Here is a 26,714-nt window from a genome sequence, read left to right on the forward strand (position 1 = left end):
AGGGAGTCCGCCATGCCCCTGTCCCGACGCGCGCTGCTCACCACCACCGGCGCCACCGCCCTGCTCGCGACCCTGCCCACGGACGCGAGCGCGCATCCGCGAAGGACCGCGAACACCATCCGCCAGGTCCCGCTCCAGGGCGCGGTCAACGTCCGCGACCTCGGCGGCTACCGCACGTACGACGGGGGCCTGGTCCGGCACGGGCTCGCCTACCGGGGCGACCACCTCGGCAAGCTCACCGACGCCGACGTCGCCACGCTCGCCGGGCTCGGCCTCGGCACCGTCGTCGACCTGCGGATCCCGCTGGAGGTCGGGTACGACGGCGCCGACCGGCTGCCGGCCGGTACCGTCCCGGTCGCCCGGCCGATCACCGACAACGGCCTGTTCGGGCAGCTCCTCGCGGCGATCGGGTCCCGCGACCCGGTGCGGCAGGAGGAGATGCTCGGCGGCGGGCGGGCCGCCGCCTTCATGAGCGAGGTGTACCGGACCTTCGTCACCGACCCGGCGAACCGGGCCGCCTTCGCCGCCACCCTGCGGGACCTGGCCGACCCCGGCCGGGGGCCGCTGCTCCTGCACTGCACCTCGGGCAAGGACCGCACCGGCTGGAGCGGCTACCTCCTGCTCACCCTGCTGGGCGTGCCGACGGCGGCCGCCCGCGCCGACTACCTGGCCTCGAACACCTTCCGGGCCGCCTATGACGCCCGGGTGCGCGAGGGACTCCGGCAGGGCGGGCTCATGCAGAACCCGGACCTCATCGTGCCGCTCCAGGAGGTACGTCCCGCGTACCTCGACAGCGCCCTCGACCAGGTCCGGGTCTCTTACGGAAGCCTGTTCCGTTACGTGTCCGTCGGCCTCGGCCTGGAGCTCCGCGACGCGCTGGCGCTGCGGGACCGGCTCGTGCTCGGCGCCTGACGTCCACCGCGGGCGGCGCCCGCGGTGGCACCGCGTCCGGCGCCCGTGCCGGAGCCCCGGCCCGCGCCGGAGCCGCGTGCCGCACCGGCCGCGGAACGGCCCGTACCGGCCGCGGAACGGCCGGAGCCGCCCGCGGAAGCGGAACCGGAACCGGAGCTCCGGCCGCCCGTGGCCGAGCCGGAGCCGGAGGCGCGCCCCGAACCCGTCGCCGTACCGGTGCCGGCGGCGGGTGCCGGACGGCGGCGACGGCCTCGGCCGCCGCCGGCGCCACTGCCGCCGGCTCCGGTGCCCGTCGCCCTGCGCGCCGGGGTCGGCTGCGGGGTCTCGATGACGATCGGGACGCCGGAGGGCTCCTTGGCGCCGGTCAGGTCGGTCAGCTGCTGGTCGCTGGACTTGACCTGCGCCGTGCGCGGGCTGATCCCGGCGTTCGACATCAGCCGGCCCATGTCGCGCTTCTGCTCGGGCAGGACCAGGGTGAAGACGCTGCCGGACTCGCCGGCGCGGGCGGTCCGGCCGCCGCGGTGCAGGTAGTCCTTGTGGTCCATCGGCGGGTCGACGTTGACGACCATGTCGAGGTCGTCGACGTGGATGCCGCGGGCCGCCACGTTCGTCGCGACGAGCGTGGTGACCTGCCCGCTCTTGAACTGGTCCAGGGTCCGGTTCCGCTGCGGCTGCGAGCGTCCGCCGTGCAGGCCGGAGGCCCGTACGCCGTTGGCGAGGAGCCGCTTGACCAGCCGGTCCACGGACCGCTTGGTGTCGAGGAAGAGGATCGTCCGGCCGTCGCGGGCCGCGATGCGCAGCGTGACGGCCTTCTTGTCGGTCTCGTCCATGACGTACAGGACGTGGTGCTCCATGGTGGTCACCGCGCCGGCCGACGGGTCGACCGAGTGCACGACCGGGTCGTCCAGGAACATCTTGACGAGCTTGTCGATGTTCCGGTCGAGCGTGGCCGAGAAGAGCAGCCGCTGGCCGTCCGGCTCGACCTGCTTGAGCAGCTTGGTGACCTGCGGGAGGAAGCCCATGTCGGCCATCTGGTCGGCCTCGTCGAGGACGGTGACGGCGACCTGGTCGAGACGGCAGTCGCCGCGCTCGATGAGGTCCATGAGGCGGCCGGGCGTGGCGATGAGGACCTCGGCGCCGCGCCGCAGGGCGGAGGACTGCCGGGAGATCGACATGCCGCCGACGACGGTCGTGATCCGCAGGCGCAGGGCGCCGGCGTACGGGGTGAGGGCGTCGGTGACCTGCTGCGCGAGCTCGCGGGTGGGCACCAGGACCAGCGCGAGGGGCGCGGTCGGCTCGGCGCGGCGGCCGGCGGTGCGGGCGAGGAGCGCGAGGCCGAAGGCGAGGGTCTTGCCGGAGCCGGTACGGCCCCGGCCGAGGACGTCGCGCCCGGCGAGCGAGTTCGGGAGGGTCGCGGCCTGGATCGGGAACGGCTCCGTCACACCCTGCTCGCCCAGCGTCCGCAGGAGGCCCTCGGGCATGTCCAGGTCGGCGAAGGAGGCCACCGCGGGGAGCGCGGGCGTCACCGTCTCCGGCGGCGTGAACTCGCTCGGCGGCGGGGGCGCGGTGGGACGACGGCCACCGCGGGAGGCCTTCGGCTGTGACGTGGACTTCGCCTGGGCGGTGCGGGGGCCGCGCTTAAAGGGGCGTTCGGAGCGGGTCATGCGTGCCTTCCTGGCCGGTGCTCGCGGCACAGCCGGGGCCCGCACCTGCGCGATGCGGGCCCCGGCTGTTCTACCCGGAACACGTGAACGGGCCCCGGCTGCTTCTCCCGGAACCAGTGAACGGGCCCCGGCTGCTTCTCCCGGAACACGCGATACGCACTCCGGATGTCTCTACCGGAACAATAGTGCGCCTCAGGACCTTCCCGCCCCGCCCGACCGATGCCAGGACGGATCAGACCAGCCCAGCGCGGTCCGACGTGGTCGACCTCACAGTCCTCGCCGTCCTCGGAGCCGTTCGACGACTGTCAGAGCCTTTCGACGATCGTCACGTTCGCCTGGCCCCCGCCCTCGCACATCGTCTGGAGGCCGTAGCGGCCGCCCGTGCGCTCCAGCTCGTGGAGGAGGGTCGTCATCAGTTTCACGCCGGTCGCGCCCAGCGGGTGGCCGAGGGCGATCGCGCCGCCGTTGACGTTGACCCTGGCCGGGTCGGCGCCGGTCTCCTTGAGCCAGGCCAGGACGACGGGGGCGAAGGCCTCGTTGATCTCGACGAGGTCGATGTCGTCGATGGTCAGGCCGGTCTTCTTCAGGGCGTGGGCGGTCGCCGGTATCGGCGCCGAGAGCATCCGGATCGGGTCCTCGCCGCGTACGGAGAGGTGGTGGACGCGGGCCCGGGGCGTGAGCCCGTGTTCCCGGACGGCCCGCTCGCTCGCGATCAGCATGGCCGCCGCGCCGTCGGAGACCTGGGAGGAGCAGGCCGCGGTGATGGTGCCGCCCTCGACGACCGGGCGCAGGCCGGCCATCTTCTCCAGGCTCGTGTCGCGGCGCGGGCCCTCGTCTGCGGTGACCTCCCCGTAGGCGACGGTCTCCCGCGCGAAGCGGCCCTCGTCGAGCGCGCGCAGGGCTCGCTCGTGCGAGCGGAGGGCGAACTCCTCCTGGTCGCGGCGGCTGATCCCCCACTTCGCGGCGATCAGCTCGGCGCCGTGGAACTGGTTGACGGGCCGGTCGCCGTAGCGGGCCCGCCAGCCCTCGCTGCCGTGGAAGGGGCCGCCGGTGAGGCCGAGGGGTTCGGCGGCCTGCCGCGAGGCGAAGGCGATCGGGATCATCGACATGTTCTGCACGCCGCCGGCGACGACCAGGTCCTGGGTGCCGGACATGACCGCCTGGGCGGCGAAGTGCACGGCCTGCTGTGAGGAACCGCACTGGCGGTCGACGGTCACCCCGGGGACCTCCTCGGGGAGGCCGGCCGCCAGCCATGCCGTACGGGCGATGTCGCCGGCCTGGGGCCCGACGGTGTCGAGGCAGCCGAGGACGACGTCGTCGACGGCGGCCGGGTCGATCCCGGAGCGGGCGACGAGGGCGGTGAGCACATGGGCGCCGAGGTCCGCCGGGTGGACGGCCGAGAGGCCGCCCCCTCGGCGGCCCACGGGTGTGCGGACCGCTTCGACGATGTAGGCCTCGGGCATGGCTGCTCCTCCTGGTGTCTTCCTGGTGTCTCAGGACGTACGGCTAGGTGCGTACGGCGATCCCGTCCAGGACCATGGACAGGTACTGGCGGGCGATCTCCTCCGGGCTGTGCAGGCCGCCGGGCCGGTACCAGGACGCGGCGACCCAGACGGTGTCGCGGACGAACCGGTAGGTGAGCCGGACGTCGAGGTCGGCGCGGAAGGCTCCGGCCGCGACCCCGCGCTCCAGCGTGCCGAGCCAGGCCTTCTCGAACCTGCGCTGCGAGTCCGTGAGGTAGTGGAACCGGGGCAGGTCGGTGAGGTGCCGGGACTCCTTCTGGTAGATGGCGACGGCGGCGCGGTGCCGGTCGATCTCCCGGAAGGACTCGGTGACGAGGGCCTCGATGGTCTCGCGGGGCCCGAGTCCGGCGTCGAGGACGGCGTCGTACCCCTCCCACAGCTCGTTCAGGAAGCTGGAGAGGATCTCGTCGAGCATCGACTCCTTGGAGTCGAAGTGGTAGTAGAGGCTGCCGGCGAGCATGCCGGCGGCGTCCGCGATCTTGCGGACGGTGGTGGCGTTGTACCCCTGGGCGGCGAACACCTCGGCCGCCGTGTCGAGGAGCTCACGGCGTCGCTCGGGCGCGGCGCTCACCTGGGTCTTCTTCTTGCTGGCAGTGTTCGGCACCCGTCCATTCTGGTTCCTGTCCGGGCCTACGGGTGCTGACTGCTGACGGAGACCGTCTCGCCGGTCATGTACGAGGAGTAGTCGCCGGCGAGGAAGACGATGACGTTGGCGATCTCCCAGGGCTCGGCGTAGCGGCCGAAGGCCTCGCGGGCGGTGAGTTCGTCGAGGAGTTCGGTGGTGGTGACCTTGGCCAGGTGGGGGTGCATGGCGAGGGACGGGGAGACGGCGTTGACGCGGACCCCGTACGCGGCGGCCTCGATCGCCGCGCTGCGGGTGAGGGCCATGACGCCGGCCTTGGCGGCGGCGTAGTGGGCCTGTCCGGCCTGGGCGCGCCAGCCGACGACGGAGGCGTTGTTGACGACGACCCCGCCGGTGCCGGAGTCCCGGAAGCGGCGCAGGGCGGCGCGGGTGCAGCGGAAGGTGCCGCCGAGGGTGACGTCGAGGACGCGGTTCCACTGCTCGTCGGTCATGTCGGCGAGTTCGGCGGTGCCGCCGAGGCCGGCGTTGTTGACGAGGACGTCGAGGCGGCCGTGGAGCCGTACGGCGGTGTCGTACAGGGCCTGGACCTGGGCGTCGTCGGTGACGTCGCAGGGCTGGGCGGCGACGGCGTCGGCGCCGAACTCGGCGGCGAGGGCGGCCTCGGTCTCCTTGAGGCGGCGGGCGTGGGCGTCGCTGAGGAGGACGCGGGCGCCCTCCTCCAGGAAGCGGCGGGCGGTGGCCCCGCCGATCCCGGCGCCTGCGGCGGCGGTGATCACGGCGGTCCGGCCGGCGAGCAGCCCGTGCCCGGGGACGTACGCCGGTGGGGGCTTGCGGAGGGGCCCGTTCGGCTGGGTCACGGTCGCGGCTCCTTCGGGAGGCCGAGCACCCGCTCGGCGATGATGTTCCGCTGGATCTCGCTGGATCCCGCGTAGACGGTGTCGGCGCGGGAGAAGAGGAAGAGGCGCTGCCGGTCGTCGAGGTCGTACGGCGGTCCGGCGGCGAGCGTGGCGGCGGGGCCGCCGATCTCCAGGGCGAGTTCGCCGAGGTCGCGGTGCCAGTGGGACCAGTACAGCTTGGCGGCGGAGGGGTCGGTGCCGCAGAGGGCGCCGGCGCGCATGGCGGCGAGTCCGGTCCAGGCGCGGGTGAGACGGTCGCGGATGTCGGGGTCGGCGGCGGCACCGTTGCGGCGGGCGAGGTCGACGAGGGCTTCGAGTTCGCGGCGGAAGCCGACCTGCTGGCCGAGGGTGGAGACGCCGCGCTCGTAGCCGAGGGTGGCCATGGCGATCCGCCAGCCGTCGCCGGGGGCGCCGACGACGTTCGCCGCGTCCGTCTCCGCCCCGTCGAAGAAGACCTCGTTGAACTCGCTGGTGCCGGTGAGCTGGACGATCGGCCGGATCTCGACGCCCGGCTGTCCGAGCGGGACGAGGAGGTACGAGAGTCCGGCGTGGCGCCGGGAGTTGGGGGTGGTGCGGGCGAGGACGAAGCACCACTGGGACTCGTGGGCGAGGGAGGTCCAGATCTTCTGCCCGTGCACGGTCCAGCGGCCGTCCTCCAGGCCGGCGCGGGTGCGGACGGCGGCGAGGTCGGAGCCGGCGCCCGGCTCGCTGTAGCCCTGGCACCAGAGTTCCTCGACGGCGCGGATCGGGGGCAGGAAGCGGGCCTTCTGCTCCTCGGTGCCGTGGTCGATGAGGGTGGGGCCGAGGAGCTGTTCGCCGATGTGGTTGACGCGGGCGGGGGCGTCGGCGAGGGCGTACTCCTCGTGGAAGGCGATCTGCTCCTCGATGCTCGCGCCGCGCCCGCCGTACTTCTCGGGCCAGCCGACGCACGTCCAGCCGTGGGCGGCCAGATGCCGTTCCCAGGCGAGGCGTTCGGCGAAGGCCTCGTGTTCGCGGCCGGGTCCGCCACGGCCCCTGAGGGAGGCGAACTCACCGGCGAGGTGGGTCTTCAGCCAGCCCCGTATCTCCGCCCGGAACTCCTCGACGCTGCTCATGGCCGTACGTTAACCTACCAAACACTTGTTAGGGAACGGGTGAGGGCGGGGTGACCGATGGATCTCTCGTACACACGGGCCGAGGAGGCCTTCCGGGCAGAGGCACGGGAGTGGCTGCGCGCCCACGTCCCCGCCGCCCCGCTGCCCTCCCTCGAGACGGGCGACGGCTTCGCCGCCCACCGCGCCTGGGAGGCCGAACTGGCCGCCGACCGCTGGTCGGTGGTCTCCTGGCCCGAGGAGTACGGAGGCAGGGGCGTCGACCTCGCCCGGTGGCTGATCTTCGAGGAGGAGTACTGGGCGGCGGGCGCGCCGGGCCGGGTCTCGCAGAACGGCATCCAGCTCCTCGCCCCCACCCTCTTCGACCACGGCACCGAGGAGCAGCGGGCCCGCGTCCTGCCGTCGATGGCGAGCGGCGCGACGATCTGGGCGCAGGCCTGGTCCGAGCCCGAGGCCGGCTCCGACCTGGCCTCCCTCACCTCGCGGGCGGTACGGACGGACGGCGGCTGGCTGCTGTCCGGGCAGAAGACCTGGTCGTCCCGGGCGGCCTTCGCCGACCGGGCCTTCGGCATCTTCCGCAGCGACCCGGAGGCGGACCGGCCGCACCGGGGGCTCACCTATCTCATGTTCGACCTGCGCTCGCCCGGCGTGACCGTCCGGCCCATCGGCCGGCTCGACGGGAAGCCGGCCTTCGCGGAGCTCTTCCTCGACGGGGTCTTCGTCCCGGACGAGGACGTGATCGGGGAGCCGGGCCAGGGCTGGCGGATCGCGATGTCCACGACCGGGAACGAGCGCGGCCTCATGCTCCGCTCGCCCGGCCGTTTCCTGGCCGCCGCCGACCGGCTCGTACGGCTCTGGCGGGAGGAGGGCGACCCGGCGGACACGGCGCTGCGGGACCGGGTCGCGGAGGCGGTCGTGGGGGCGCGGGCGTACCAGCTCTTCACGGCGGGGGCGGCGGCCCGGCTCGTGTCGGGGGCGCCGTCGGGGGCCGAGTCGAGCCTCAACAAGGTCTTCTGGTCGGAGTACGACCTGGCCCTCCACGAGACGGCTCTCGACCTCCTGGGCGCGGACGGCGAGTCGACCGACACCGCCTGGGCCGAGGGGTACGTCTTCGCCCTCGCGGGCCCCCTGTACGCGGGCACCAACGAGATCCAGCGCGACATCATCGCCGAGCGGCTGCTCGGCCTCCCGAAGGGGCGCCGCTGATGAGCTTCCTCCCCACCGACGAGCAGCGGGACTTCGCCCGCTCCCTGGACGCGATGCTCGGCGCGTCGGACACCCCGGCGGCGGTCCGGGCGTGGGCGACGGGTGACCCCGGCCCGGGGCGGGCCGTGTGGCGGCGGCTCGCGGAGGCCGGCGTGTTCGCGCTCGCGGTGCCGGAGGAGTACGAGGGCGTCGGCCCGCTCCCGGTCGAACTCGCCCACGCCTTCGTGGAGCTGGGGCGGCACGCGGTGCCCGGGCCGGTGGTGGAGACGGTCGCGGCGGCGGCGCTCCTCGGCGAGCTCGCGCGGCTCGGCGAGCCGGGCCCGGCGAAGCGACTGCTGCCGGGGCTGGCCTCGGGAGGATCGACGGCGACGGTGGCGCTCACGTCCGTGGACGGGCGGCGGGCCGTCCCGTACGCGCTCGACGCCGACCGGGCCGACGCCGTGCTCGTCGTACGGAACGAGGAGCTGTGGCTCGCACCCGGCCACGGTCCCGTACGGGTCTCCGCCGATCCGGCCCGGCGGTTGTCCCGCCCGGCGCCCGGCGGGGAGCTGCTCGCCTCGGGCCCCGCGGTGGCCGGGGCGGCCCGGAACGCCCGGCGCTGGGCGATGCTGGCGACGGCGGCGCAGTCACTGGGCGTCGGGCTCGCGCTGCTCGACCGGACGGTGGCGTACGCCCGGCAGCGCACCCAGTTCGGCACCCCGATCGGCGCGTTCCAGGCGGTCAAGCACCGGCTCGCGGACACGCTGCTGGGCCTGGAGTTCGCGCGCCCGCTGCTCTTCGGGGCGGCGGTCGGCCTCGCGGACGGGTCCGGGGTGGACGGCTCGGGGGCGGACGGGTCCGGGGTGGTCGGCGCTCGCGCGGACGGGTCCGGGGCGGGCAGTGCCGGCGCGGACGCCTCCGGGGCGGTCGGCTCCGGCGCGGAACGCGATCTCGCCGCGGCCAAGCTCACGGCGGGCGAGGCGGGGTACGCGGCGGCCCGTACCGCGCTCCAGGTCCACGGCGCCGTCGGCTACACCGAGGAGCTGGACCTCGCGCTCTGGCTGCGCAAGGCCCGGCCCCTGCGGGACGCCTGGGGCGATCCCGCCCGGTGCCGGGCCCTCGTGCTGGACGGCTGGTCATGACTCCCGGCGCGGCGGGCTGTCGTCGTTGCCGCGCCGGATCGTCCGCGCCGGGTGCCCGGGCACCCAGGTGCGCAGGACCAGCTCCTCGCCGTCCACCCAGGTCCGTACGACCTCGGTCGGCTCCACCCGGAAGAGGTGGAAGGGCTGGGGCTCGCCCGCCTCGGCCACGTACCGGGCCACGGTCTCGGGGTCGGTGATCTCGACCGCCCGCCCGGAGACGCGGACGTCCCCGCCGCCCATGTCGGTGCCGGGGCCCGGGTTGGCGAGGAGCGCGAGCCGGGGGTCGCGGCGCAGGTCGAGGGCCTTGCGGGAGTTCGGCATCATGCCGAGCCAGAGCTCGCCGAAGCGGAAGCCCGCCTCGATGCCGCTGAGCCGGGGCGAGCCGTCCTTCCGCACGGTGGCGAGTGCGTGGTGCGTGTACTGCCCGAAGCGCTCGCGTACGGTCGCGGCGAGCTCGGGTTCGGCGGCCTCGAAGGCCGACCAGGTGGTTCCGGTGTCTCCCATGGTTCCAGGGAACACCGGATACCCGACAGCTTCTGTCCGGATTGCTCCGGACGCCCCACGAGTGACTCAGGAGGCCCAGGAGGTGGCGGCGCGCTCCGCGGCGCTGCGCTCGACGCAGAACTCGTTGCCCTCCGGGTCCGCGAGGGTCGCCCAGCCGGTGCCGTCCTCATTCCGGCGGTCGTCGAGCAGCGTGGCGCCGAGGGCGAGCAGCCGCTCGACCTCCTCGTCGCGGCTGCGATCCTGCGGCTGGAGGTCGAGGTGGACCCTGTTCTTCACCGACTTCGCCTCGGGCACCTGGATGAAGAGGAGGCTCGCGCCGGGCGACTCGACGGTCGCCTCGGGGTCACCGGGCCGGTCGTCGTCGGCGAGCTTCGCGTCCAGGACCACGGCCCAGAAGCTCGCCAGGGCGTAGGCGTCGGCGCAGTCGATGGTCACGTGTCGTACGAGAGAAGTCATGGCGTCATGATCCCCCGGACGTCCGGGAGTCGACCACCGGAATACCCGACGCCCGGTCGGCGGTGGCGAGTTCCCTGCCCTCCGTGGCCGGAGGACGCCGGCGACGGTCAGGTGCGGACGATGCCCTGGGCCCGGGCCGCGGCGAGCCACGCGGGGAACTCGGAGACGAGCCGGTCGTACAGCTCCGCGTCCGGGACCCGGCCCGGCTCCTGGCCCGCGTGGAAGAAGCCCGCGTTGTCGACGGGCCGCTTCGCCGGCACGTCCAGCTCGTCGAGTCTGCGCAGGAACTCGAACTGCCGGCTCGCGGGATCGCCGAAGCCGATGAACTGCCAGAAGATCGGCAGCCGGGCCGCCTTGCACACGTACCGCTCGGCGGCGAGCTTGTTGATCGGTCCGCCGTCGGTCTGGAAGACGACGAGCGCGGGCGCGGTGGAGCCGCTGTCCAGGTAGTGGTCGATGACGGCGTCCATGGCCAGGTGGTAGCTCGTCTTGCCCATGTGGCCGAGCCCGGCGACGATCCGGTCGATCCGGCCGACGTGGTCGTCGAGCCGGATGTCGGTCTCGGCGTCGATGTCGGTGGAGAAGAAGACGACCGGCACCCGGCCGTCGTCGTCGAAGTGCGCGGAGAGCCCGAGCACCCGGTCGGCCAGGCCCTGGACGGCGCCGCTGGCGTAGTAGGGCTTCATCGACCCGGAGTAGTCGACGACCAGGTAGACGGCGACCCGCTGCCCGCCCATGCCGTGTCGCTGGAGCGAGTCCCCGGCCGACTTGTAGAGGCTGACCAGCGCGGGCGCGGTCTCCTCGACCTTCCGCAGGCTCAGTGCCATGGGCGTCCCTTCTCCTTCTCGAGCTCCTCGATGTCCGCGAGCATGGCGTCGGCCAGGTCGCGCTCGGCGGCGTAGTACCGCTCGGCCCAGGTGAGGGTGAGCCGGGGGTACGCCCACGCCTCGTCCGCCGCGGATTCCGCGACGTCCGCCTCGGCGCGCAGCCGCATGGTCTCGGCGTACTCCCGGTGTCCGGTCAGGATCTCGCGCATCCGGTCGGGTTCGAGGAGGTGGCCGAGCCAGAGGCGGAGCATCGGGCCGTGTTTGAGGACCGGCGGATCGAGGGGGGCCGTGCGGGCCCAGGTGCGGACGGCGGCGAGGCCCTCGTCGGTGATCCGGTAGACGCGCTTGTCGCGCGTGCCGGTCTCCGGGGCGACGAGGCGCGAGGTGGCGTAACCGGTCTTCTCCAGCCGCTTGAGTTCGGCGTAGATCTGGCTGAAGGACGGGCTCCAGTAGAAGAGGCCAAGGGACCGGTCCGACCACTTCTTGACGTCGTAGCCCGACAACTCCCGCCCGAAGGACAGCAGTCCGAGCACCGCCCAGCCGGTCGCCGGAAGCCCGGGCAGCTCCGGAACCCCCTCCGTCTTCTCGTCCACGGACGGGAGTCTACGGCCCTTCCCTCCTCCACCTATGCCTGCTAGAAGTATTTCGATTAGGCATAGTCGATCGGCCGTCAGGTCATCCGGCCGCCCTGGGAGGAGCTCCCGTTGAAGTTCTCCATGATCTTCGAAGCACAGCTCGTCGACCCCACCCCCGCACGCGAACGCGCGGTCATCCACGACTGCGTCGAACAGGCCGTCCTCGCCGAGGAGATGGGCTTCGACCGCGTCTGGGCGGTCGAGCACCACTCCCTCACCCAGTACGCCCACATGAGCGCGTCCGAGATCTTCCTGACCTGGGTCGCGGCCCGCACCCGCACCCTCCGCGTGGGCCACGGCGTGGTCACCATGCCCTTCGGCTACCAGCACCCGGTCCGGGTCGCCGAACGCGCCGCCATGCTCGACGTCCTCTCCGGCGGCCGCCTCGACGTCGGCGCCGGCCGGGGCGCGACCCGCCAGGAGATGCGGATGTTCGGGGTGCGCCCCGACGACACCCCCCGCCCGCAGACCGAGGAGGCCCTGCGGATCTTCGCCGCCGCCTGGCGCGAGCCGGAGTTCGAGTGGCACGGCTCCCTCGACATCGGCCCCGGCGCGGTCCTGCCCCGCCCCGTACAGCACCCGCACCCGCCGCTCTTCATGGCCTGCTCCCAGCACGAATCGCTCCGGCAGGCCGCCGAACTCGGCATCGGCGCCCTGGTGATGGGGTTCGCGGGCGCCGAGGACGTCCGCGCGATGCGCACGGTGTACGACGAGGCCATCGCCGCCCGGGACGGATCGCGGTTCGTCTCCACCGAGGTCAACGACCACTTCTCCGCCCTCTGCCCGACGATCGTCCTGGACGACGCCGACCGCGCCCTCCGGCTCGGCACCCGGGGCCAGCGCTTCTTCGCCGAGTCGATCGCCCACTGGTACGGCGGCGCACCCGCGCCCACCGGCTACGCGGAGGACGAGGACCACACGGGCGCCCTGGAGGAGGAGCGGCGGAGACTGGTCGCCCGGCTCCACGAGGCGGACATCCCGGCCCGGCCGGTCGACACCGGCCCGTACAACACCGACCACGCGTACGGGGACGCCGCGACCGCGATCGCCTATGTGGAGCGGCTGCGGGAGATCGGCGTCGACGAGGTGATGTGCCTGATCCAGATGGGGACCGTGCCGCAGGAGGTCTGCCTGGAGACCATCCGCCAGTGGGGCGCGAAGGTCATCCCGCACTTCCGCGGCCCGGAGGCGTCCTCGTGACGGGGGTCCGGGGGAAGGCGGTGGTCGTCACCGGCTCGGCGCGCGGCCAGGGCGCCGCCGAGGCCAGGCTCCTCGTGGCCGCCGGGGCGAGGGTCGTCCTCACCGACGTACGGGAGGAGGAGGGCCGGGCGGTCGCGGCGGAGCTGGGCGACGCGGCGGTCTTCGTCCGCCACGACGTGACGTCGGCCGAGGAGTGGCGGGCCGTGACGGAGGCCGCCCTCGCCGCGTACGGGCGGATCGACGGGCTGGTCAACAACGCGGCCCTGTGGCGGACCGCCCCGGTGGAGTCGGAGACGTACGAGAACTTCGAACTCCTCCTCAGAGTCAATCTGCTGGGACCGTTCCTCGGCATCCAGGCGGTGCTGCCCGCCCTCCGCGAGGCGGGCGGCGGCTCGATCGTGAACGTGTCGTCCACGGCAGGCCTCGTCGGCGTCCCCGGCCACGCGGCCTACGGAGCGGGCAAGTTCGGGCTGCGGGGCCTCACCCGCTCCGCGGCGCGCGACCTCGCGACGTACGGCGTCCGCGTCAACTCGGTCCACCCGGGCGCCGTCGACACCCCCATGACGGCGGCGGTCTCGGGGAAGGACTGGTCGCACGTGCCGCTCGGCCGGATGGGCCGGCCGGAGGAGGCCGGGGAGCTGGTCGCCTTCCTCCTCTCGGACGCGTCCTCGTACGTGACGGGCGCCGAGTTCACGGTGGACGGAGGTCTCACGGCATGACGACCGAACCTCCGGCCCGCCGCCCTGCCGACGACCACCCTGCCGACCACCGTCCTCCCGCACACCACCCTGGAGACCGCTACCCTGCCGCCCCCCTGACCCCTGCGGCGCGCGCGCTCTGCGACGCCATGTCGGCGGCCTTCCCCCGGCCCGAGGCGGGCGTGGCGGCGCTGCGGGCGGCGGCCCGGGCGGGCGTGCGCGAGGCCCCTGCCGCGCCCGCCGCCTCGGCGAACGGCGTCCCCGTCCGCCTCTACGAAGGCGCCGAGGGGGGTACGGACGGCGAGCTCGTCGTCGTCTTCGCCCACGGCGGCGGCTGGGTCCTGTGCGACCTGGACACCCACGACCGCCTGTGCCGCGCGCTCGCCTCCCGTACCGGCGCCACCGTCGTCTCCGTCGACTACCGCCGCGCACCCGAACACCGCTTCCCGGCGGCGGAGGACGACGTCCACGCCGTCCTGGAATGGGCGGCCGGCACCTACCCCGGGCGTCCCCTCGTCCTGGCGGGCGACTCCAGCGGCGGCAACCTGGCGGCCGCCGCGGCCCTGCGCGCCCGCGACCGGGGCGGCCCGCCGGTCGCCGGCCAGCTCCTCGTCTACCCGGTCCTGGACCACCGCCTGGACGGGGACTCGGCCCGCGTCTTCGCGGAGGGCCACTTCCACACGACGGCCCACATGCGCTGGTACTGGCAGCAGTACCTGGGCCCGGACGGCGACCCCGCCGCCGCCTCCCCCGGCCTGGCGGACGACGTCTCCGGGCTCCCGCCCGCCCTCCTCGTCCTCGCGGACTGCGACCCGCTCCGCGACGAGGGCCTGGCCTACGCCCGCCGCCTCTCCGCCGCGGGGGTGCCGACCCTGGTCCAGCTCCACACGGGCGTGTTCCACGGCTTCCTCGGCGGGGCGGGACTGCTGCCGGAGGCGGACGGGGCGCTGGACGCGGCGGCGGCGTGGCTGAGGACGCTGCTCCGGTGAGCCCGGGAGATCGTCCCAACGGCCCCTGATCGGGCGGGGTGTTCTGGAATCATGGACGTTCCGGGGCGCCACACAAGGGAGTTGGGGGTACGGGTGAGCACGACGACGGCCAGGTACGGGGACACGGCCGGGGACGCGACCGGGGACAGGACCTCGGACACGGCCGAGGAGACACCCCCGGAAGCCCCCGCCACCGGCCGACGCCGGGCGCTGCTCATCGGCGTGGGCCACACCGAACTCCTGGAAGACGACCCCGTCCTCTCCCGGCGCTTCCCCCGGCTCGGCTTCGTCGACCGGGACGTCGAGCTGGTCCGCGCGGCCCTCGCCGACTCCGACTACACGGTCGTCACGCTCCACCCCGGCCACGAGCACCCGGATCGGCGGGACACGGGCGTCGGCTCGATCGTGCGGGCCGTCGAGGACTTCCTCCTCTCCTGCGAGGCCGGGGACACGGCGTTCCTCTACGTCTCCGCCCACGGAGTGACCGTCGGCGAGCGCGAGTACCTGCTCACCTCGGACGCGCGGCCCCGCGCCGACGGCTCGTTCATCTCCCAGACCATCCTCGAAACCGCCCCCGAGGCGCTGCTCGGCGTCCTCCCCACCGGCGTCACGGTCGTCGTCTGCCTGGACATCTGCCGCACCGAACAGCCGCCCTCCGCCACCGGCTCCCACGAGACACCCGTCGTGAACTCCGCCTACCGCGACGTGGCCTGGCTGCGGGCCTGCGGCAGCGGACAGCAGGCCTACGCCGACCCGGAGAAGGGCAGCTACTTCGGGATCGCCCTCTCCGAGGCCCTGTCCCCGCACAGCCCGCCGGAGAGCTTCAAGGACGTCCACGCCTTCGTACAGGGACGGGTCGAGCGGCTCACCGCCCACCTGGCGGAACCGCCGCCGACGGTCGAGCCCACCGTCCCGAAGGGCTTCGACGAGGGGCTGGTCCTGTGCCGGGGCTCCGAGGAGACCCAGCGCTGGACCGAGGCGGTCACCGAGTCCGTACTCTGGCAGCACACCTCGCACCCCGCCGCGCACGAGCGGGTCAAGGTCCGGCTCGACGAGCTGGCGCGCGAGGTCGCCAAGAGCCGCCTCGGCACGGACTCGGCCCTCGCCACCCCGTGGAGCGACCCCGACTACCCGGTCCGGGTCGTGGCCCGCCTCGGTCACCTCGTCAAGGCCGCCGGCCTCACCGGCCGCGAACGCCTCTCCCCCGCCGAGACCGCGGCGCTGCTCGCGGCCCCCCTGCTGCACGAGGGCGTCGTCGCCGTCGCCCTGAGCGAGCTGGCGGCGCTGCGTCCCGACCGGATCGACCGGCGCGAGGACGGCCGGGGGCGGGAGCCCGTCACCCCGCACGACGACCTGGTGTGCGACGCGGCGCGGGACGTCTCGCGGGCGCACTCGCAGGTCGGCCTCGCGGCGGAGACGCTCCGGCAGCGGAGGCTGCCCGAGGCGGCGACGGCGGCGGACCACTGGCTGCGCCACCGCTTCATCGCCGACTGGGATCGGCTCTGGGACCGGACCGGCGACTATCCGGCGCTCGACCGGCTCCTCGACAGGGTCGTCGAGGCCGTCGCCGCGGGCGCGGAGGACGCCCCCGCCGTGCCCTCGGCGCAGACGCGCCGCCGCGTCGACCGACAGGTCCGGCACGTGCTCCCCCATATGACGGTCGCCCCCGGCAGCAGCCCCCGTATCAACGACAACGACGTCTCGGAGCCGAGCTGGGGCGACGAGCGGGCGGTCCGGGGCAACACGTGGCGCGGCTGGGACCTCGCCTACCTCCTCTGGTTCTCGGCGCTCCTCGCCGCCGACCCGCGCCGCATGTCGAGCGTGCTCGTGGACCATCTGGGCGCCCACCGCCCCCTCGCGCCGGCCGCCGTCGTCGAGGCCCTCGCGGAGTTCGACCTGGAGTCCGTGTCCCCGGACGGCGGGACGGGGCCGGGCGAGGAGTACGACCTCGCCGTCGACTTCTCGTGCCCGCACCCCGCGCTGCACGTGGCCGTCGAGGAACTCGCGGGCACCGCCGACGCCTCGGTGCGGGCCCTCCGGCAGAGCTGGAAGGAGGCCCGCCGGACACCGCCCGACCTCCTGCGCGGCCTGCCGCAGCGGGTCACCGCCGAGTACCTCAAGCCGCGCGACCGCCGCTACACGGAGCCCCTGGAGCGCTTCCGGCTCGCCGAGGACGAGATCCGCCCGCTGCTCATGGGCACCCAGCTGTACGGCGACAAGATGCTCGCCGTACGGGAGCTCTACCAGAACGCCCTGGACGCCTGCCGCCACCGGCAGCTCCGCGTCGAGTACGGCCGCCGCCTGAAGAAGTGCGGGGCGCAGGACCAGGAGCCGGGCATCGAGTTCGTCCAGGCGTACGACGAGGAGGACCGCCCCTACATCGAGTGCCGCGACACGGGCACGGGCATGAGCCGGAGAAAGCTCACGTCCATGTTCGCCCGGGCCGGCAAGCGGTACGAGCAGGACCCGGACTTCGTCCAGGAGCGCCGCAACTGGCGGCGCGCCCGCATCGAGCCGATCCCCTTCAACAGCCGTTTCGGCATCGGGGTGTTCAGCTACTTCATGCTGGCGGAGGAGGTCGTGGTCACCACCGGCACCATCGACCTGTACGGCAACCCGTCCCGTACCGAGGCCCCGCTCCAGGCCACGATCCAGTCCGGCTCGGGCCTCCTGGAGATCCGTGAGACCACGAGCGCCCCCCAGGGCGGCGGCACCGTCGTCCGCCTCTACCTGAGCGCGGACGGCGAGACCCCGCCGTCGCTGGTGGAGACGTTGCGGAAGCTGCTGTGGGTGAGCGACCACCGGGTGACGGCGGTGGAACGGGACCGCGAGGGCAACCGGATCCGGTCGGAGGAGTGGACCCCCGGCAAGCTCCAGGCCTCGGGAGACTGGCCGGCCCGCCCGGTCGGCGCGGGCAAGGACGCCTGGCTCGTCCAGGGCCAGGGCCAGTTGCTCCTGGACGGCGTCGTCATCAAGAACGCCCCGGCCGTCGACGGCTACGTCGTCAACCTGCGCGAACGCGACCAGCCGGTGCCCACGGTGGACCGCAACGGGCTCATCGGCTACGACCGGGAGGGCGTGGAACACCGCCTCCTGACCGCCGTACCCGAGGCCGTCGGCTCCTTCGAGGAGGTGTCGCTGCGATGGCTGTGGGACCTGGCGCTCAGCGAACCGAAGCTGGCGGTGGAGGTGTTCGACTCGCTGGGGGAGGAGGCGGTGGGGGTCCTGCACCCGACGCACACCGAGCGCAGCCTGACATCCTCGACGTTTCCCCTACGAGACGTGGGATGCCTCCCCATCGACGGAACGTCCATCCGGCAGAACCGCTTCGCGCGCACCTTCGGCGAAAGGCGTCCCTACGAAAGCCACTTGTTCGATCGATGGAGGAACTCCCGGCTGGGCATGCTCCGTGACGCGAGTGGACCGTTCTCACCATCGGGGTACCCCTCAGCCCTCGGTCTGGACGCTCTGCTCTTCGACCGGTCCGTACCCGACGGTTCCTACGCCGCCCCCCTGCGGGCGGCGGCGCTCGCCGGACAGTCCCTCGCGGCGGCCCTACGAACCCAGCGGCGATACGCCATCTCGGGTGTGCAGGTGCCCGAGACCCATGACGGCCGCGCGCTCGACACCATGTTCCCCTCCGAGCTCATGGCCGACCTCTACACCGCGTACGCCGACGCGACGCGCCCAGATCCTCACGACCGCAGACCGCGCCCGGCAGGTTTCGCCCCGCTCCTTCCGGTGGCGGCGGCTCACGACCTCACGCTGAACGCGGTTCTGGCCTCGGCACAAGAGCTCACGAACAGTGTTCCCATGCCGGGATGGGAGATCATCCCTCAGCTCTCCGACAGCGGCGTCCCCGAGACGGAGGCGGCCACGTTCGCCGCCCCCGTCACCCTGGTCACGGAGAGGAGGGGGCACGCCTGGCAGGAGGGAGTCATCCACCCGGTCGACCTCCTGGTGCGCGCCCCCGGCGTCGAACTGCGCAAACAGCTCGTCGAGCGGATCGACGAGCTTCGGGAGCTGGGGTTCTCCTTGGGGCCGGGAGTCTCCGGCGCCACCCTCGACCACCGCGCTCTGACCGGCGACGAGCGCCGTCTCCTTTCCCGTAACTCGGACGGTGAACCACCGTGGGTCAACGAGGACCTCACCGTGTTCGACGTCCTCAAGCGGTCCAAAGGCATGCGCATCCCCGTCGGCCGAGTGGTGGAGCAGATCAACGAACTCACCGCCGCCACCGCCGTGTCCGCACCGCCCGTCACCGACGAGGTCGCCGACTGGACCGTCCCCCACTGGGTCGGTGACCTGCTGCCCGGGAAAGGCGAGACACCGGGCCTGCTCGGCCCCTGGCGCCTCGCCGCGACGATGCGTCACGCCGACGCCGAGACCGAGCTCGCCACCCTGCGCCGGGATGTCCGGAACCTGGACGCGTGCGGTGTTCTCGCTCCCGGCTGCCGCGCCCTCGTCGAAGCGAACGTCGAGCAGATCAGCGCACTGGATCCCTTCGTCGACCGGCTCCTGAACGTGGTTCACGGGTACTCGCACTTCATGACCGGTCGATGGAACCTTGACGTACATGGGCTCGGAGTGGAGCCGCTCGCCCAGATCGCCGCCCAGGAGAAGGGCACACTCGTCGCCCAGGTCGAACGCCTGGCGACACTCTCCCTGCCCCTCCCCCTGAAGACCGTCCCTCTGCCGGAACCCATCGAGGCACTGGCCCCTGGCCCAGAGGTCGAAGCACTCTTCGAGCAGACACACGACGGCCCGATGGCGTTCCGTGCCTCACTCACCTGCCAGAACCTCACAGAGCAGGCCAGGTACGCGCGCAAGGGACTCGGCGCCACCGTCCGCACCGCCCAGGCCTTCCTCCCCGTCGGCGGCCCCGCCCTCCCCGGCCCCTTCACCGGCCCCGACGCCGACGCCCTGGAGGACTTCAGCCCCGACGACTTCGACCTGGCCGCCTTCGACCCCGGGCTCCTCGGGCCCGGCGTTCTCGGGCCGCTCGAACTCGTCCTCGTCGCAGGCCGGTTCGGCTGGACGCTCGGGAAGGCGTACGAGCGGTACGCGCCCTTCCGGTGTCTCGGGCTCGACGTCACCGTCAAGGAGCCCGTCGGGGACGAGCGGGACCTGGTGCCGGACTGGCGGGACGTCATCGTGCTCACCGCCCGGCTGACCGGCCGCGCGCCGGCCGTCGAACGAGTCGTCGACCCCGGTCACGTACTCCTCTGCGTGGAGGAGACGGACCTCTCCGAGTCCGAGGTCCTGGACCGGCTCCGCTCATACTCCCGTCTCTTCGACCTCACCCTTCCCACCCCAGGAGGCCCCCGCCCATGAGTGCCGCCGCCCGCTACCAGGTCGTCAACAGGCCCGTCACCTCACCCGTCACCACGTTCCTCTGGGAGTCCCGGGGGGAGGGTCGCGTCGAAGCCAGGGGGGAGTGTCCCGAGTGCCGGTGCGTGACCACCCGGATCTGGGAGGACGTCCAGTACGTCACCAAGGGACCGGTCATCCCCGGGAAGCCCGCCCTCGACGACGGCGAGCCGAAGTACGCGCGGTGCGCCTGCCCGACCTGGCACGTGGACCGGCCCGCCGGGGTCGAGAAGGGCTGCGGCGCCTCGTTCTGGCTCGCTCCGCCGCCGCAGGGGCTGCCGCTGTGAACGAGTTCACCGACGAGGAGCTGCGGAACGCGGACGACCGGGTGCTCGCCATGGCGACCCCGCCCGAGCAGCTCAGGGCGGCCCTCCAGCAGGCGGAGGGGTACCGGAACTTCCTCACGACGCTCACCGGGCTGCTCACGGTCGTCTTCGTGCTCAAGGGGCAGGAGAACCTGAGCAAGATGACGACCGGCCCGCGATGGTGGGTGATCGGGCTGCTCGCGGGCGCGTTCCTGCTGCTGCTCGCCGCCTCCTGGCTGATGGTCTCGGCCGTCCACGAGCGCCCGGGCAGGAAGCTGCCCTCGGGTGCGGAGTACCTGCTGCGGTACGAGAGGCAGCGGGCGAAGTCGGTCCGGCGGACGACCGGCTGGGCCCGCTGGATGGGCCTCGCCGGGGTCCTCGCGGTATCGGCGGCCTCGCTGGTCACCTGGATCTTCCCCGGCAAGAGCTGACCTCCGCCCACCCCACGAACACTCCGCAGCACCCACCGGCCGGCACCCGACAGGCATGCCGCAACCCCACGCGCCACGCTCGGTCACCGGGCTCCGCCACAGCGGACACTCGCGCGCCCGCACCACACGCACCGCGGCGCCCACCCAGTCGTCCGGTCGGGGACATTCGGGGGGCGCCGCGCTCAGTTCCGCACGTCGTTGTACGGGACGTATGTGGGGTGATCCGGCGGGATCAGACCGTCAGCGAACGGTCCGTCGGGCGGATCGGGGCCGGCAGCGAGCTCGCGCCGGTCAGGTAGCGGTCCACGCCACGGGCGGCAGAGCGGCCCTCGGCGATGGCCCACACGATGAGGGACTGGCCGCGACCCGCGTCACCGGCGACGTACACGCCATCGACGTTGGTGGCGAAGTCCGCGTCACGGGCGATGTTACCCCGCTCATCCAGGTCCAGACCAAACTGGGCGACCAGACCGTTCTCCACGTCCGTGCCGGTGAAGCCCATCGCGAGCGTGACCAGCTGGGCGGGGATCTTGCGCTCCGTGCCCGGCTTCTGGGTCAGCTTGCCGCCGACGAACTCGACCTCGACGAGGTGGAGGAACTGGACGTTGCCGTCCTCGTCGCCCTCGAAGTGGGTGGTGGAGACGGAGTAGACCCGCTCACCGCCCTCCTCGTGTGCCGAGGTGACCTTGTACAGCATGGGGAAGGTCGGCCAGGGCTGGCCGGCGTTCCGGTCCTCGCCCGGTCGCGGCATGATCTCCAGCTGCGTGACCGAGGCCGCGCCCTGGCGGTGCGCCGTACCGACGCAGTCCGCGCCGGTGTCGCCGCCGCCGATGACGACGACGTGCTTGCCCTCGGCGGTGAGCGGCGGGGCCACGAAGTCGCCCTCGACGACCTTGTTCGCCAGCGGCAGGTACTCCATCGCCTGGTGGATGCCGTTGAGCTCGCGGCCCGGGACGGGCAGGTCACGCGCGGTGGTGGCGCCGGCGGCGATGACGACCGCGTCGTACCGGTTGCGCAGCGCCGTCGCCGGCATGTCGCGGCCGATCTCGACGCCCGTGCGGAACTTGGTGCCCTCCGCGCGCATCTGCTCGATGCGGCGGTTGATGTGCCGCTTCTCCATCTTGAACTCGGGGATGCCGTACCGGAGGAGACCACCGATGCGGTCCGCGCGCTCGTAGACGGCGACGGTGTGGCCGGCCCGGGTCAGCTGCTGGGCGGCGGCGAGACCCGCCGGGCCCGAGCCGATGACGGCGACGGTCTTGCCGGAGAGGCGCTCGGGCGCCTGCGGCTTGACGTCACCCCCGTCCCAGGCCTTGTCGATGATGGAGACCTCGACGTTCTTGATGGTGACGGCCGGCTGGTTGATGCCGAGCACGCACGCCGACTCGCAGGGAGCCGGGCACAGACGGCCGGTGAACTCCGGGAAGTTGTTGGTGGCGTGCAGGCGCTCCTGCGCCGCCGACCAGTCCTCGCGGTAGGCGTAGTCGTTCCACTCGGGGATCAGGTTCCCGAGGGGGCAGCCGTTGTGGCAGAACGGGATGCCGCAGTCCATGCAGCGGCCGGCCTGCTTGCTGATGATCGGCAGCAGGGAGCCGGGAACGTAGACCTCGTTCCAGTCTCTGACTCGCTCGCCCACCGGCCGGGTCTTGGCGACTTCGCGCCCGGTGGTCAGGAAGCCCTTGGGGTCAGCCATTGGTCGCCGCCTCCATCATCTTCTCGGTGGTCTCGGTCTCGGAGAGACCGGCGAGCTCAGCGGCGTCCTTGGCGGCGAGCACTGCCTTGTACGTGGTGGGGATGATCTTGCTGAACCGGTCCGCGTTCGCGTCCCAGTCGGCGAGGAGCTTCTCGGCGACCGTCGAGCCGGTCTCCTCCTGGTGGCGGCGCACGACATCGTGCAGCCACACCTTGTCGGAGTCCGACAGGGTCTCGACCGCTCCCAGGTTGCCGGAGTTGACGTTGTCCCGGTCGAGGTCGACGACGTAGGCGACGCCGCCGGACATGCCGGCCGCGAAGTTGCGGCCGGTCTCGCCGAGGACGACCGCCGTACCGCCGGTCATGTACTCGCAGCCGTGGTCGCCCACGCCCTCCGAGACGACCAGGGCGCCGGAGTTGCGGACGCAGAAGCGCTCGCCGGTGCGACCGCGCAGGAACAGCTCGCCGCCGGTGGCGCCGTAGCCGATGGTGTTGCCCGCGATGGTCGAGTACTCGGCCAGGTGGTCGGCGCCCCGGTCCGGGCGGACGACGACACGGCCGCCGGAGAGGCCCTTGCCGACGTAGTCGTTGGCGTCGCCCTCCAGACGGAGGGTGACACCGCTCGGCAGGAAGGCGCCGAAGGACTGGCCGGCGGAGCCGGTGAAGGTGATGTCGATGGTGTCGGCCGGGAGGCCGGCGCCACCGAACTTCTTCGTCACCTGGTGGCCGAGCATGGTGCCGACCGTGCGGTTGATGTTGCGGATCGCGACCTGGGCGCGGACCGGCTGGGCCTCCTCGGCGGAGGCGGCGCCCAGGGCCTCGGCGGCGAGCTCGATCAGCTCGTTGTCGAGGGCCTTCTCCAGACCGTGGTCCTGCTCGATCAGGGCGTGGCGGACCGCGCCCTCGGGCAGCTCGGGCACGTAGAAGAGCGGCTCCAGGTCGAGACCCTGCGCCTTCCAGTGCGTGACGGCGCGGCTGGTGTCGAGCAGCTCGGCGTGGCCGACGGCCTCTTCGAGGGTGCGGAAGCCCAGCTCGGCGAGGATCTCGCGGACCTCCTCGGCGATGAACTCGAAGAAGTTGACGACGTACTCGGCCTTGCCGGAGAACCGGTCGCGCAGGGCGGGGTTCTGGGTGGCGATGCCGACCGGGCAGGTGTCGAGGTGGCAGACGCGCATCATGACGCAGCCGGAGACGACGAGCGGCGCGGTCGCGAAACCGAACTCCTCGGCGCCGAGCAGCGCGGCGATGACGACGTCGCGGCCGGTCTTGAGCTGGCCGTCGGTCTGGACGACGATCCGGTCGCGCAGGCCGTTGAGCAGCAGGGTCTGCTGGGTCTCGGCGAGGCCGAGCTCCCAGGGGCCGCCCGCGTGCTTCAGGGAGGTCAGCGGGGAGGCGCCCGTTCCGCCGTCGTGGCCGGAGATGAGGACGACGTCCGCGTGGGCCTTGGAGACACCGGCGGCGACCGTGCCGACGCCGACCTCGGAGACCAGCTTCACGTGGATGCGGGCGACCGGGTTGGCGTTCTTGAGGTCGTGGATCAGCTGAGCCAGGTCCTCGATGGAGTAGATGTCGTGGTGCGGCGGCGGCGAGATCAGGCCGACGCCGGGCGTCGAGTGACGCGTCTTGGCGACCCACGGGTAGACCTTGTGGCCGGGCAGCTGGCCGCCCTCGCCGGGCTTGGCGCCCTGCGCCATCTTGATCTGGATGTCGTCCGCGTTGACCAGGTACTCGCTGGTGACACCGAAGCGGCCGGAGGCGACCTGCTTGATGGAGGAGCGGCGCGCCGGGTCGTACAGGCGGTCCGGGTCCTCGCCGCCCTCACCGGTGTTGGACTTGGCGCCCAGCTGGTTCATGGCGATGGCGAGGGTCTCGTGCGCCTCGCGGGAGATGGAGCCGTACGACATGGCGCCCGTCGAGAACCGCTTGACGATCGCGCTGACCGACTCGACCTCGTCGACGGAGATCGGCGAACGGCCATCGACACCAGCGTTGAAGCCGAAGAGGCCGCGGAGCGTCATGAGGCGCTCGGACTGCTCGTTCACCCGCTCCGTGTACTGCTTGAAGATGTCGTACCGCTTGTTGCGCGTGGCGTGCTGCAGGCGGAAGACGGTCTCCGGGTCGAACAGGTGCGGCTCGCCCTCGCGGCGCCACTGGTACTCGCCGCCTATGTCCAGGGCGCGGTGCGCCGAGGGGACGCCGGAGACGGGGTACGCCTTGACGTGGCGGGCGGCGACCTCCTTGGCGACGACGTCGAGACCGGCGCCGCCGATCTTGGTGGCGGTGCCGTTGAAGTACGTGGCGACGAAGCCGGCGTCGAGGCCGACGGCCTCGAAGACCTGGGCGCCGCGGTAGGAGGCGACGGTCGAGATGCCCATCTTCGACATGACCTTGAGGACGCCCTTGCCGAGGGCGTAGATCAGGTTCCGGATGGCCTGCTCGGGCTCGATGTCCTCGATGAAGGTGCCGGCGCGGACCAGGTCCTCGACGGACTCCATGGCGAGGTACGGGTTGACCGCCGCGGCGCCGTAGCCGATGAGCAGGGCGACGTGGTGGACCTCGCGGACGTCACCGGCCTCGACGAGCAGACCCACCTTGGTGCGCTGCTTGGTGCGGATGAGGTGGTGGTGGACGGCCGAGGTGAGCAGCAGCGACGGGATCGGCGCGTGCTCGGCGTCGGAGTGCCGGTCGGAGAGCACGATCAGGCGGGCGCCGCCCTCGATCGCGGTGTCGGCCTCGGCGCAGATCGCCTCGATGCGGGCGGCGAGGGCCTCGCCGCCGCCGGAGACCCGGTAGAGGCCGGACAGGGTCACGGCCTTCATGCCGGGCATGTCGCCGTCGGCGTTGATGTGGATGAGCTTGGCCAGCTCGTCGTTGTCGATCACCGGGAAGGGCAGGGTGACGCTGCGACACGAGACGGAGTTCGGGTCGAGCAGGTTGCCCTGGGGGCCCAGCGAGGAGCGGAGGCTCGTCACGAGCTCCTCGCGGATGGCGTCCAGCGGCGGGTTGGTGACCTGCGCGAAGAGCTGGGTGAAGTAGTCGAAGAGCAGCCGCGGGCGGGCGGACAGGGCCGCGATCGGCGAGTCCGTGCCCATGGAGCCGAGGGGCTCGCCGGCGGTGCGGGCCATCGGGGCGAGGATGACGCGGAGCTCTTCCTCGGTGTAGCCGAAGGTCTGCTGGCGGCGGGTGACCGAGGCGTGGGTGTGCACGATGTGCTCGCGCTCGGGGAGGTCGGAGAGCTCGATCTCGCCGGTCTCCAGCCACTCCGCGTACGGGTTCTCGGCGGCGAGACCGGCCTTGATCTCGTCGTCCTCGATGATCCGGTGCTCGGCGGTGTCGACGAGGAACATCTTGCCGGGCTGGAGGCGGCCCTTGCGGACGACCTTGGCGGGGTCGATGTCGAGGACGCCGACCTCGGAGGAGAGGACGACGAGGCCCTCGTCGGTGACCCAGTAGCGGCCGGGGCGCAGACCGTTGCGGTCGAGGACCGCGCCGACCTGGACGCCGTCGGTGAAGGTGACGCAGGCCGGGCCGTCCCAGGGCTCCATCATCGTGGAGTGGTACTGGTAGAAGGCGCGGCGGGCCGGGTCCATGGACTCGTGGTTCTCCCACGCCTCCGGGACCATCATCAGGACCGCGTGCGGCAGGGAGCGACCGCCGAGGTGGAGCAGCTCCAGGACCTCGTCGAAGGAGGCCGAGTCGGAGGCGTCCGGGGTGCAGACCGGGAAGATCCGCGAGAGGTCCTTGCCCTCGCCGAAGACCTTGGAGTCGAGCTGGGCCTCGCGGGCGGTCATCCAGTTCCGGTTGCCCTTGACGGTGTTGATCTCACCGTTGTGGGCGACGAAGCGGTACGGGTGGGCCAGCGGCCAGCTCGGGAAGGTGTTGGTGGAGAACCGGGAGTGGACCAGGGCCACGGCGGAGGCGCAGCGGCGGTCCGACAGGTCCGGGAAGAAGGGTTCCAGCTGGCCGGTGGTCAGCATGCCCTTGTAGACGATGGTGCGGGCGGAGAGCGACGGGAAGTAGGTCGCGGCCTCCCGCTCGGCGCGCTTGCGCAGCACGAACGCCTTGCGGTCCAGCTCGATGCCCGTGCTCTCGCCGTCGGCCACGAAGACCTGGCGGAAGACCGGCATGGTGGAGCGGGCGGAGGCGCCGAGCAGCTCGGGGGCGACAGGGACCTCGCGCCAGCCGAGGACGGTGAGGCCCTCTTCGGCGGCGATCGTCTCGATCTTCGAGACGGTCTCGTCCGTGCCGTCCTCGGGGAGGAAGGCGATGCCGACGGCGTACGCGCTGGCCTCGGGGAGCTCGAATCCGGCGACCTCGCGGAGGAAGGCGTCCGGGACCTGGAAAAGGATGCCGGCGCCGTCTCCGGAGTCGGGCTCGGAGCCGGTGGCGCCGCGGTGTTCGAGGTTGCGCAGTACGGTCAGCGCCTGCTCGACCAGCGCGTGGCTGGCTACACCGGTGAGGGTGGCCACGAACCCGACACCACAGGCGTCGTGTTCGTTACGGGGGTCGTACATCCCCTGCGGAGCGGGGCGACCGTCCATGGGCGACCAGGCGTCGGAACGCATCGGCTCTCCCGTCGTCGTATTGGCATATGCAAGATGCCGAGGGACG

Annotated in this window: 19 protein-coding genes and 1 pseudogene; 9 read left to right on the forward strand and 11 right to left on the reverse strand. The window is 72.7% G+C overall.

What is annotated here, in order from left to right:
- The first annotated feature begins 12 nt into the window (after positions 1–12).
- Complete coding sequence (locus OG580_RS08660) at positions 13–912, forward strand: tyrosine-protein phosphatase (protein WP_267043050.1); 900 nt, start codon at positions 13–15, stop codon at positions 910–912.
- Here OG580_RS08660 and OG580_RS08665 read toward each other — a convergent pair.
- The 5 genes from OG580_RS08665 to OG580_RS08685 form a co-directional block, all read right to left on the reverse strand.
- Positions 837–2,576: a DEAD/DEAH box helicase gene (locus OG580_RS08665; RefSeq protein WP_267043051.1), complete on the reverse strand. Its 1,740-nt coding sequence runs from the start codon at positions 2,574–2,576 to the stop codon at positions 837–839. The two genes, OG580_RS08660 and OG580_RS08665, sit on opposite strands and share 76 nt — an antisense overlap.
- 305 nt (positions 2,577–2,881) lie before the next feature.
- On the reverse strand, positions 2,882–4,039 hold the full coding sequence (locus tag OG580_RS08670; protein WP_267043052.1) for an acetyl-CoA C-acetyltransferase: 1,158 nt from the start codon (positions 4,037–4,039) through the stop codon (positions 2,882–2,884).
- A gap of 43 nt (positions 4,040–4,082) precedes the next feature.
- Positions 4,083–4,703, reverse strand: coding sequence for a TetR/AcrR family transcriptional regulator (locus OG580_RS08675; RefSeq protein ID WP_267043053.1), 621 nt, complete (start codon positions 4,701–4,703; stop codon positions 4,083–4,085).
- A 26-nt stretch (positions 4,704–4,729) separates the two neighbouring features.
- Positions 4,730–5,539, reverse strand: a complete 810-nt coding sequence (locus OG580_RS08680; protein WP_267043054.1) for an SDR family oxidoreductase — start codon at positions 5,537–5,539, stop codon at positions 4,730–4,732.
- Entirely contained in the window at positions 5,536–6,672 is a 1,137-nt protein-coding gene (locus tag OG580_RS08685) for an acyl-CoA dehydrogenase family protein (protein ID WP_267043055.1), read from the reverse strand. The genes OG580_RS08680 and OG580_RS08685 overlap by 4 nt, the downstream gene beginning before the upstream one ends.
- A gap of 57 nt (positions 6,673–6,729) precedes the next feature.
- On the opposite strand from OG580_RS08685, the gene OG580_RS08690 reads away from it, so the two are divergent.
- Positions 6,730–7,875: an acyl-CoA dehydrogenase family protein gene (locus OG580_RS08690; protein WP_267043056.1), complete on the forward strand. Its 1,146-nt coding sequence runs from the start codon at positions 6,730–6,732 to the stop codon at positions 7,873–7,875.
- Positions 7,875–8,996, forward strand: coding sequence for an acyl-CoA dehydrogenase family protein (locus tag OG580_RS08695; protein WP_267043057.1), 1,122 nt, complete (start codon positions 7,875–7,877; stop codon positions 8,994–8,996). Before OG580_RS08690 ends, OG580_RS08695 begins: the two co-directional genes overlap by 1 nt.
- Here the strand turns inward: OG580_RS08695 and OG580_RS08700 are convergent.
- The 4 genes and pseudogenes from OG580_RS08700 to OG580_RS08715 form a co-directional block, all read right to left on the reverse strand.
- Positions 8,991–9,500 carry a pyridoxamine 5'-phosphate oxidase family protein gene (locus tag OG580_RS08700; protein ID WP_267043058.1) on the reverse strand — a complete coding sequence of 170 codons (510 nt, stop codon included), beginning with the start codon at positions 9,498–9,500 and terminating at the stop codon, positions 8,991–8,993. The two genes, OG580_RS08695 and OG580_RS08700, sit on opposite strands and share 6 nt — an antisense overlap.
- Positions 9,501–9,572: 72 nt before the next feature.
- A pseudogene (locus tag OG580_RS08705) lies at positions 9,573–9,956 on the reverse strand (VOC family protein); the annotation flags it as partial.
- Positions 9,957–10,063: 107 nt separating this feature from the next.
- On the reverse strand, positions 10,064–10,783 hold the full coding sequence (locus OG580_RS08710) for a VWA domain-containing protein (protein WP_267043060.1): 720 nt from the start codon (positions 10,781–10,783) through the stop codon (positions 10,064–10,066).
- Positions 10,774–11,376: a PadR family transcriptional regulator gene (locus OG580_RS08715; protein WP_267043061.1), complete on the reverse strand. Its 603-nt coding sequence runs from the start codon at positions 11,374–11,376 to the stop codon at positions 10,774–10,776. Before OG580_RS08715 ends, OG580_RS08710 begins: the two co-directional genes overlap by 10 nt.
- A 111-nt stretch (positions 11,377–11,487) precedes the next feature.
- On the opposite strand from OG580_RS08715, the gene OG580_RS08720 reads away from it, so the two are divergent.
- From OG580_RS08720 to OG580_RS08745, 6 genes are all read left to right on the forward strand, one after another.
- Positions 11,488–12,618 carry an LLM class flavin-dependent oxidoreductase gene (locus OG580_RS08720; protein WP_267043062.1) on the forward strand — a complete coding sequence of 377 codons (1,131 nt, stop codon included), beginning with the start codon at positions 11,488–11,490 and terminating at the stop codon, positions 12,616–12,618.
- Positions 12,615–13,337 (forward strand): glucose 1-dehydrogenase, encoded by a 723-nt coding sequence (locus tag OG580_RS08725; RefSeq protein ID WP_267043063.1) that lies wholly within the window; start codon positions 12,615–12,617, stop codon positions 13,335–13,337. The genes OG580_RS08720 and OG580_RS08725 overlap by 4 nt, the downstream gene beginning before the upstream one ends.
- Positions 13,334–14,305 (forward strand): alpha/beta hydrolase, encoded by a 972-nt coding sequence (locus tag OG580_RS08730; RefSeq protein ID WP_267043064.1) that lies wholly within the window; start codon positions 13,334–13,336, stop codon positions 14,303–14,305. The genes OG580_RS08725 and OG580_RS08730 overlap by 4 nt, the downstream gene beginning before the upstream one ends.
- A gap of 93 nt (positions 14,306–14,398) precedes the next feature.
- The gene (locus tag OG580_RS08735; protein WP_267043065.1) at positions 14,399–19,639 is read left to right on the forward strand and encodes a caspase family protein; all 5,241 of its coding nucleotides are present in this window, start codon (positions 14,399–14,401) and stop codon (positions 19,637–19,639) included.
- Positions 19,636–19,962 carry a hypothetical protein gene (locus tag OG580_RS08740; RefSeq protein ID WP_267043066.1) on the forward strand — a complete coding sequence of 109 codons (327 nt, stop codon included), beginning with the start codon at positions 19,636–19,638 and terminating at the stop codon, positions 19,960–19,962. The genes OG580_RS08735 and OG580_RS08740 overlap by 4 nt, the downstream gene beginning before the upstream one ends.
- Positions 19,959–20,411: a hypothetical protein gene (locus tag OG580_RS08745; protein ID WP_267043067.1), complete on the forward strand. Its 453-nt coding sequence runs from the start codon at positions 19,959–19,961 to the stop codon at positions 20,409–20,411. Before OG580_RS08740 ends, OG580_RS08745 begins: the two co-directional genes overlap by 4 nt.
- Before the next feature lie 232 nt (positions 20,412–20,643).
- Here OG580_RS08745 and OG580_RS08750 read toward each other — a convergent pair whose 3' ends face one another.
- Both OG580_RS08750 and gltB read right to left on the reverse strand, forming a co-directional pair.
- Positions 20,644–22,104 (reverse strand): glutamate synthase subunit beta, encoded by a 1,461-nt coding sequence (locus OG580_RS08750; protein ID WP_267043068.1) that lies wholly within the window; start codon positions 22,102–22,104, stop codon positions 20,644–20,646.
- Entirely contained in the window at positions 22,097–26,668 is a 4,572-nt protein-coding gene (gene gltB / locus OG580_RS08755; protein ID WP_267043069.1) for a glutamate synthase large subunit, read from the reverse strand. Before gltB ends, OG580_RS08750 begins: the two co-directional genes overlap by 8 nt.
- Positions 26,669–26,714 lie beyond the last annotated feature (46 nt).

This window comes from Streptomyces sp. NBC_00094, assembly GCF_026343125.1.
Classification (GTDB): domain Bacteria; phylum Actinomycetota; class Actinomycetes; order Streptomycetales; family Streptomycetaceae; genus Streptomyces.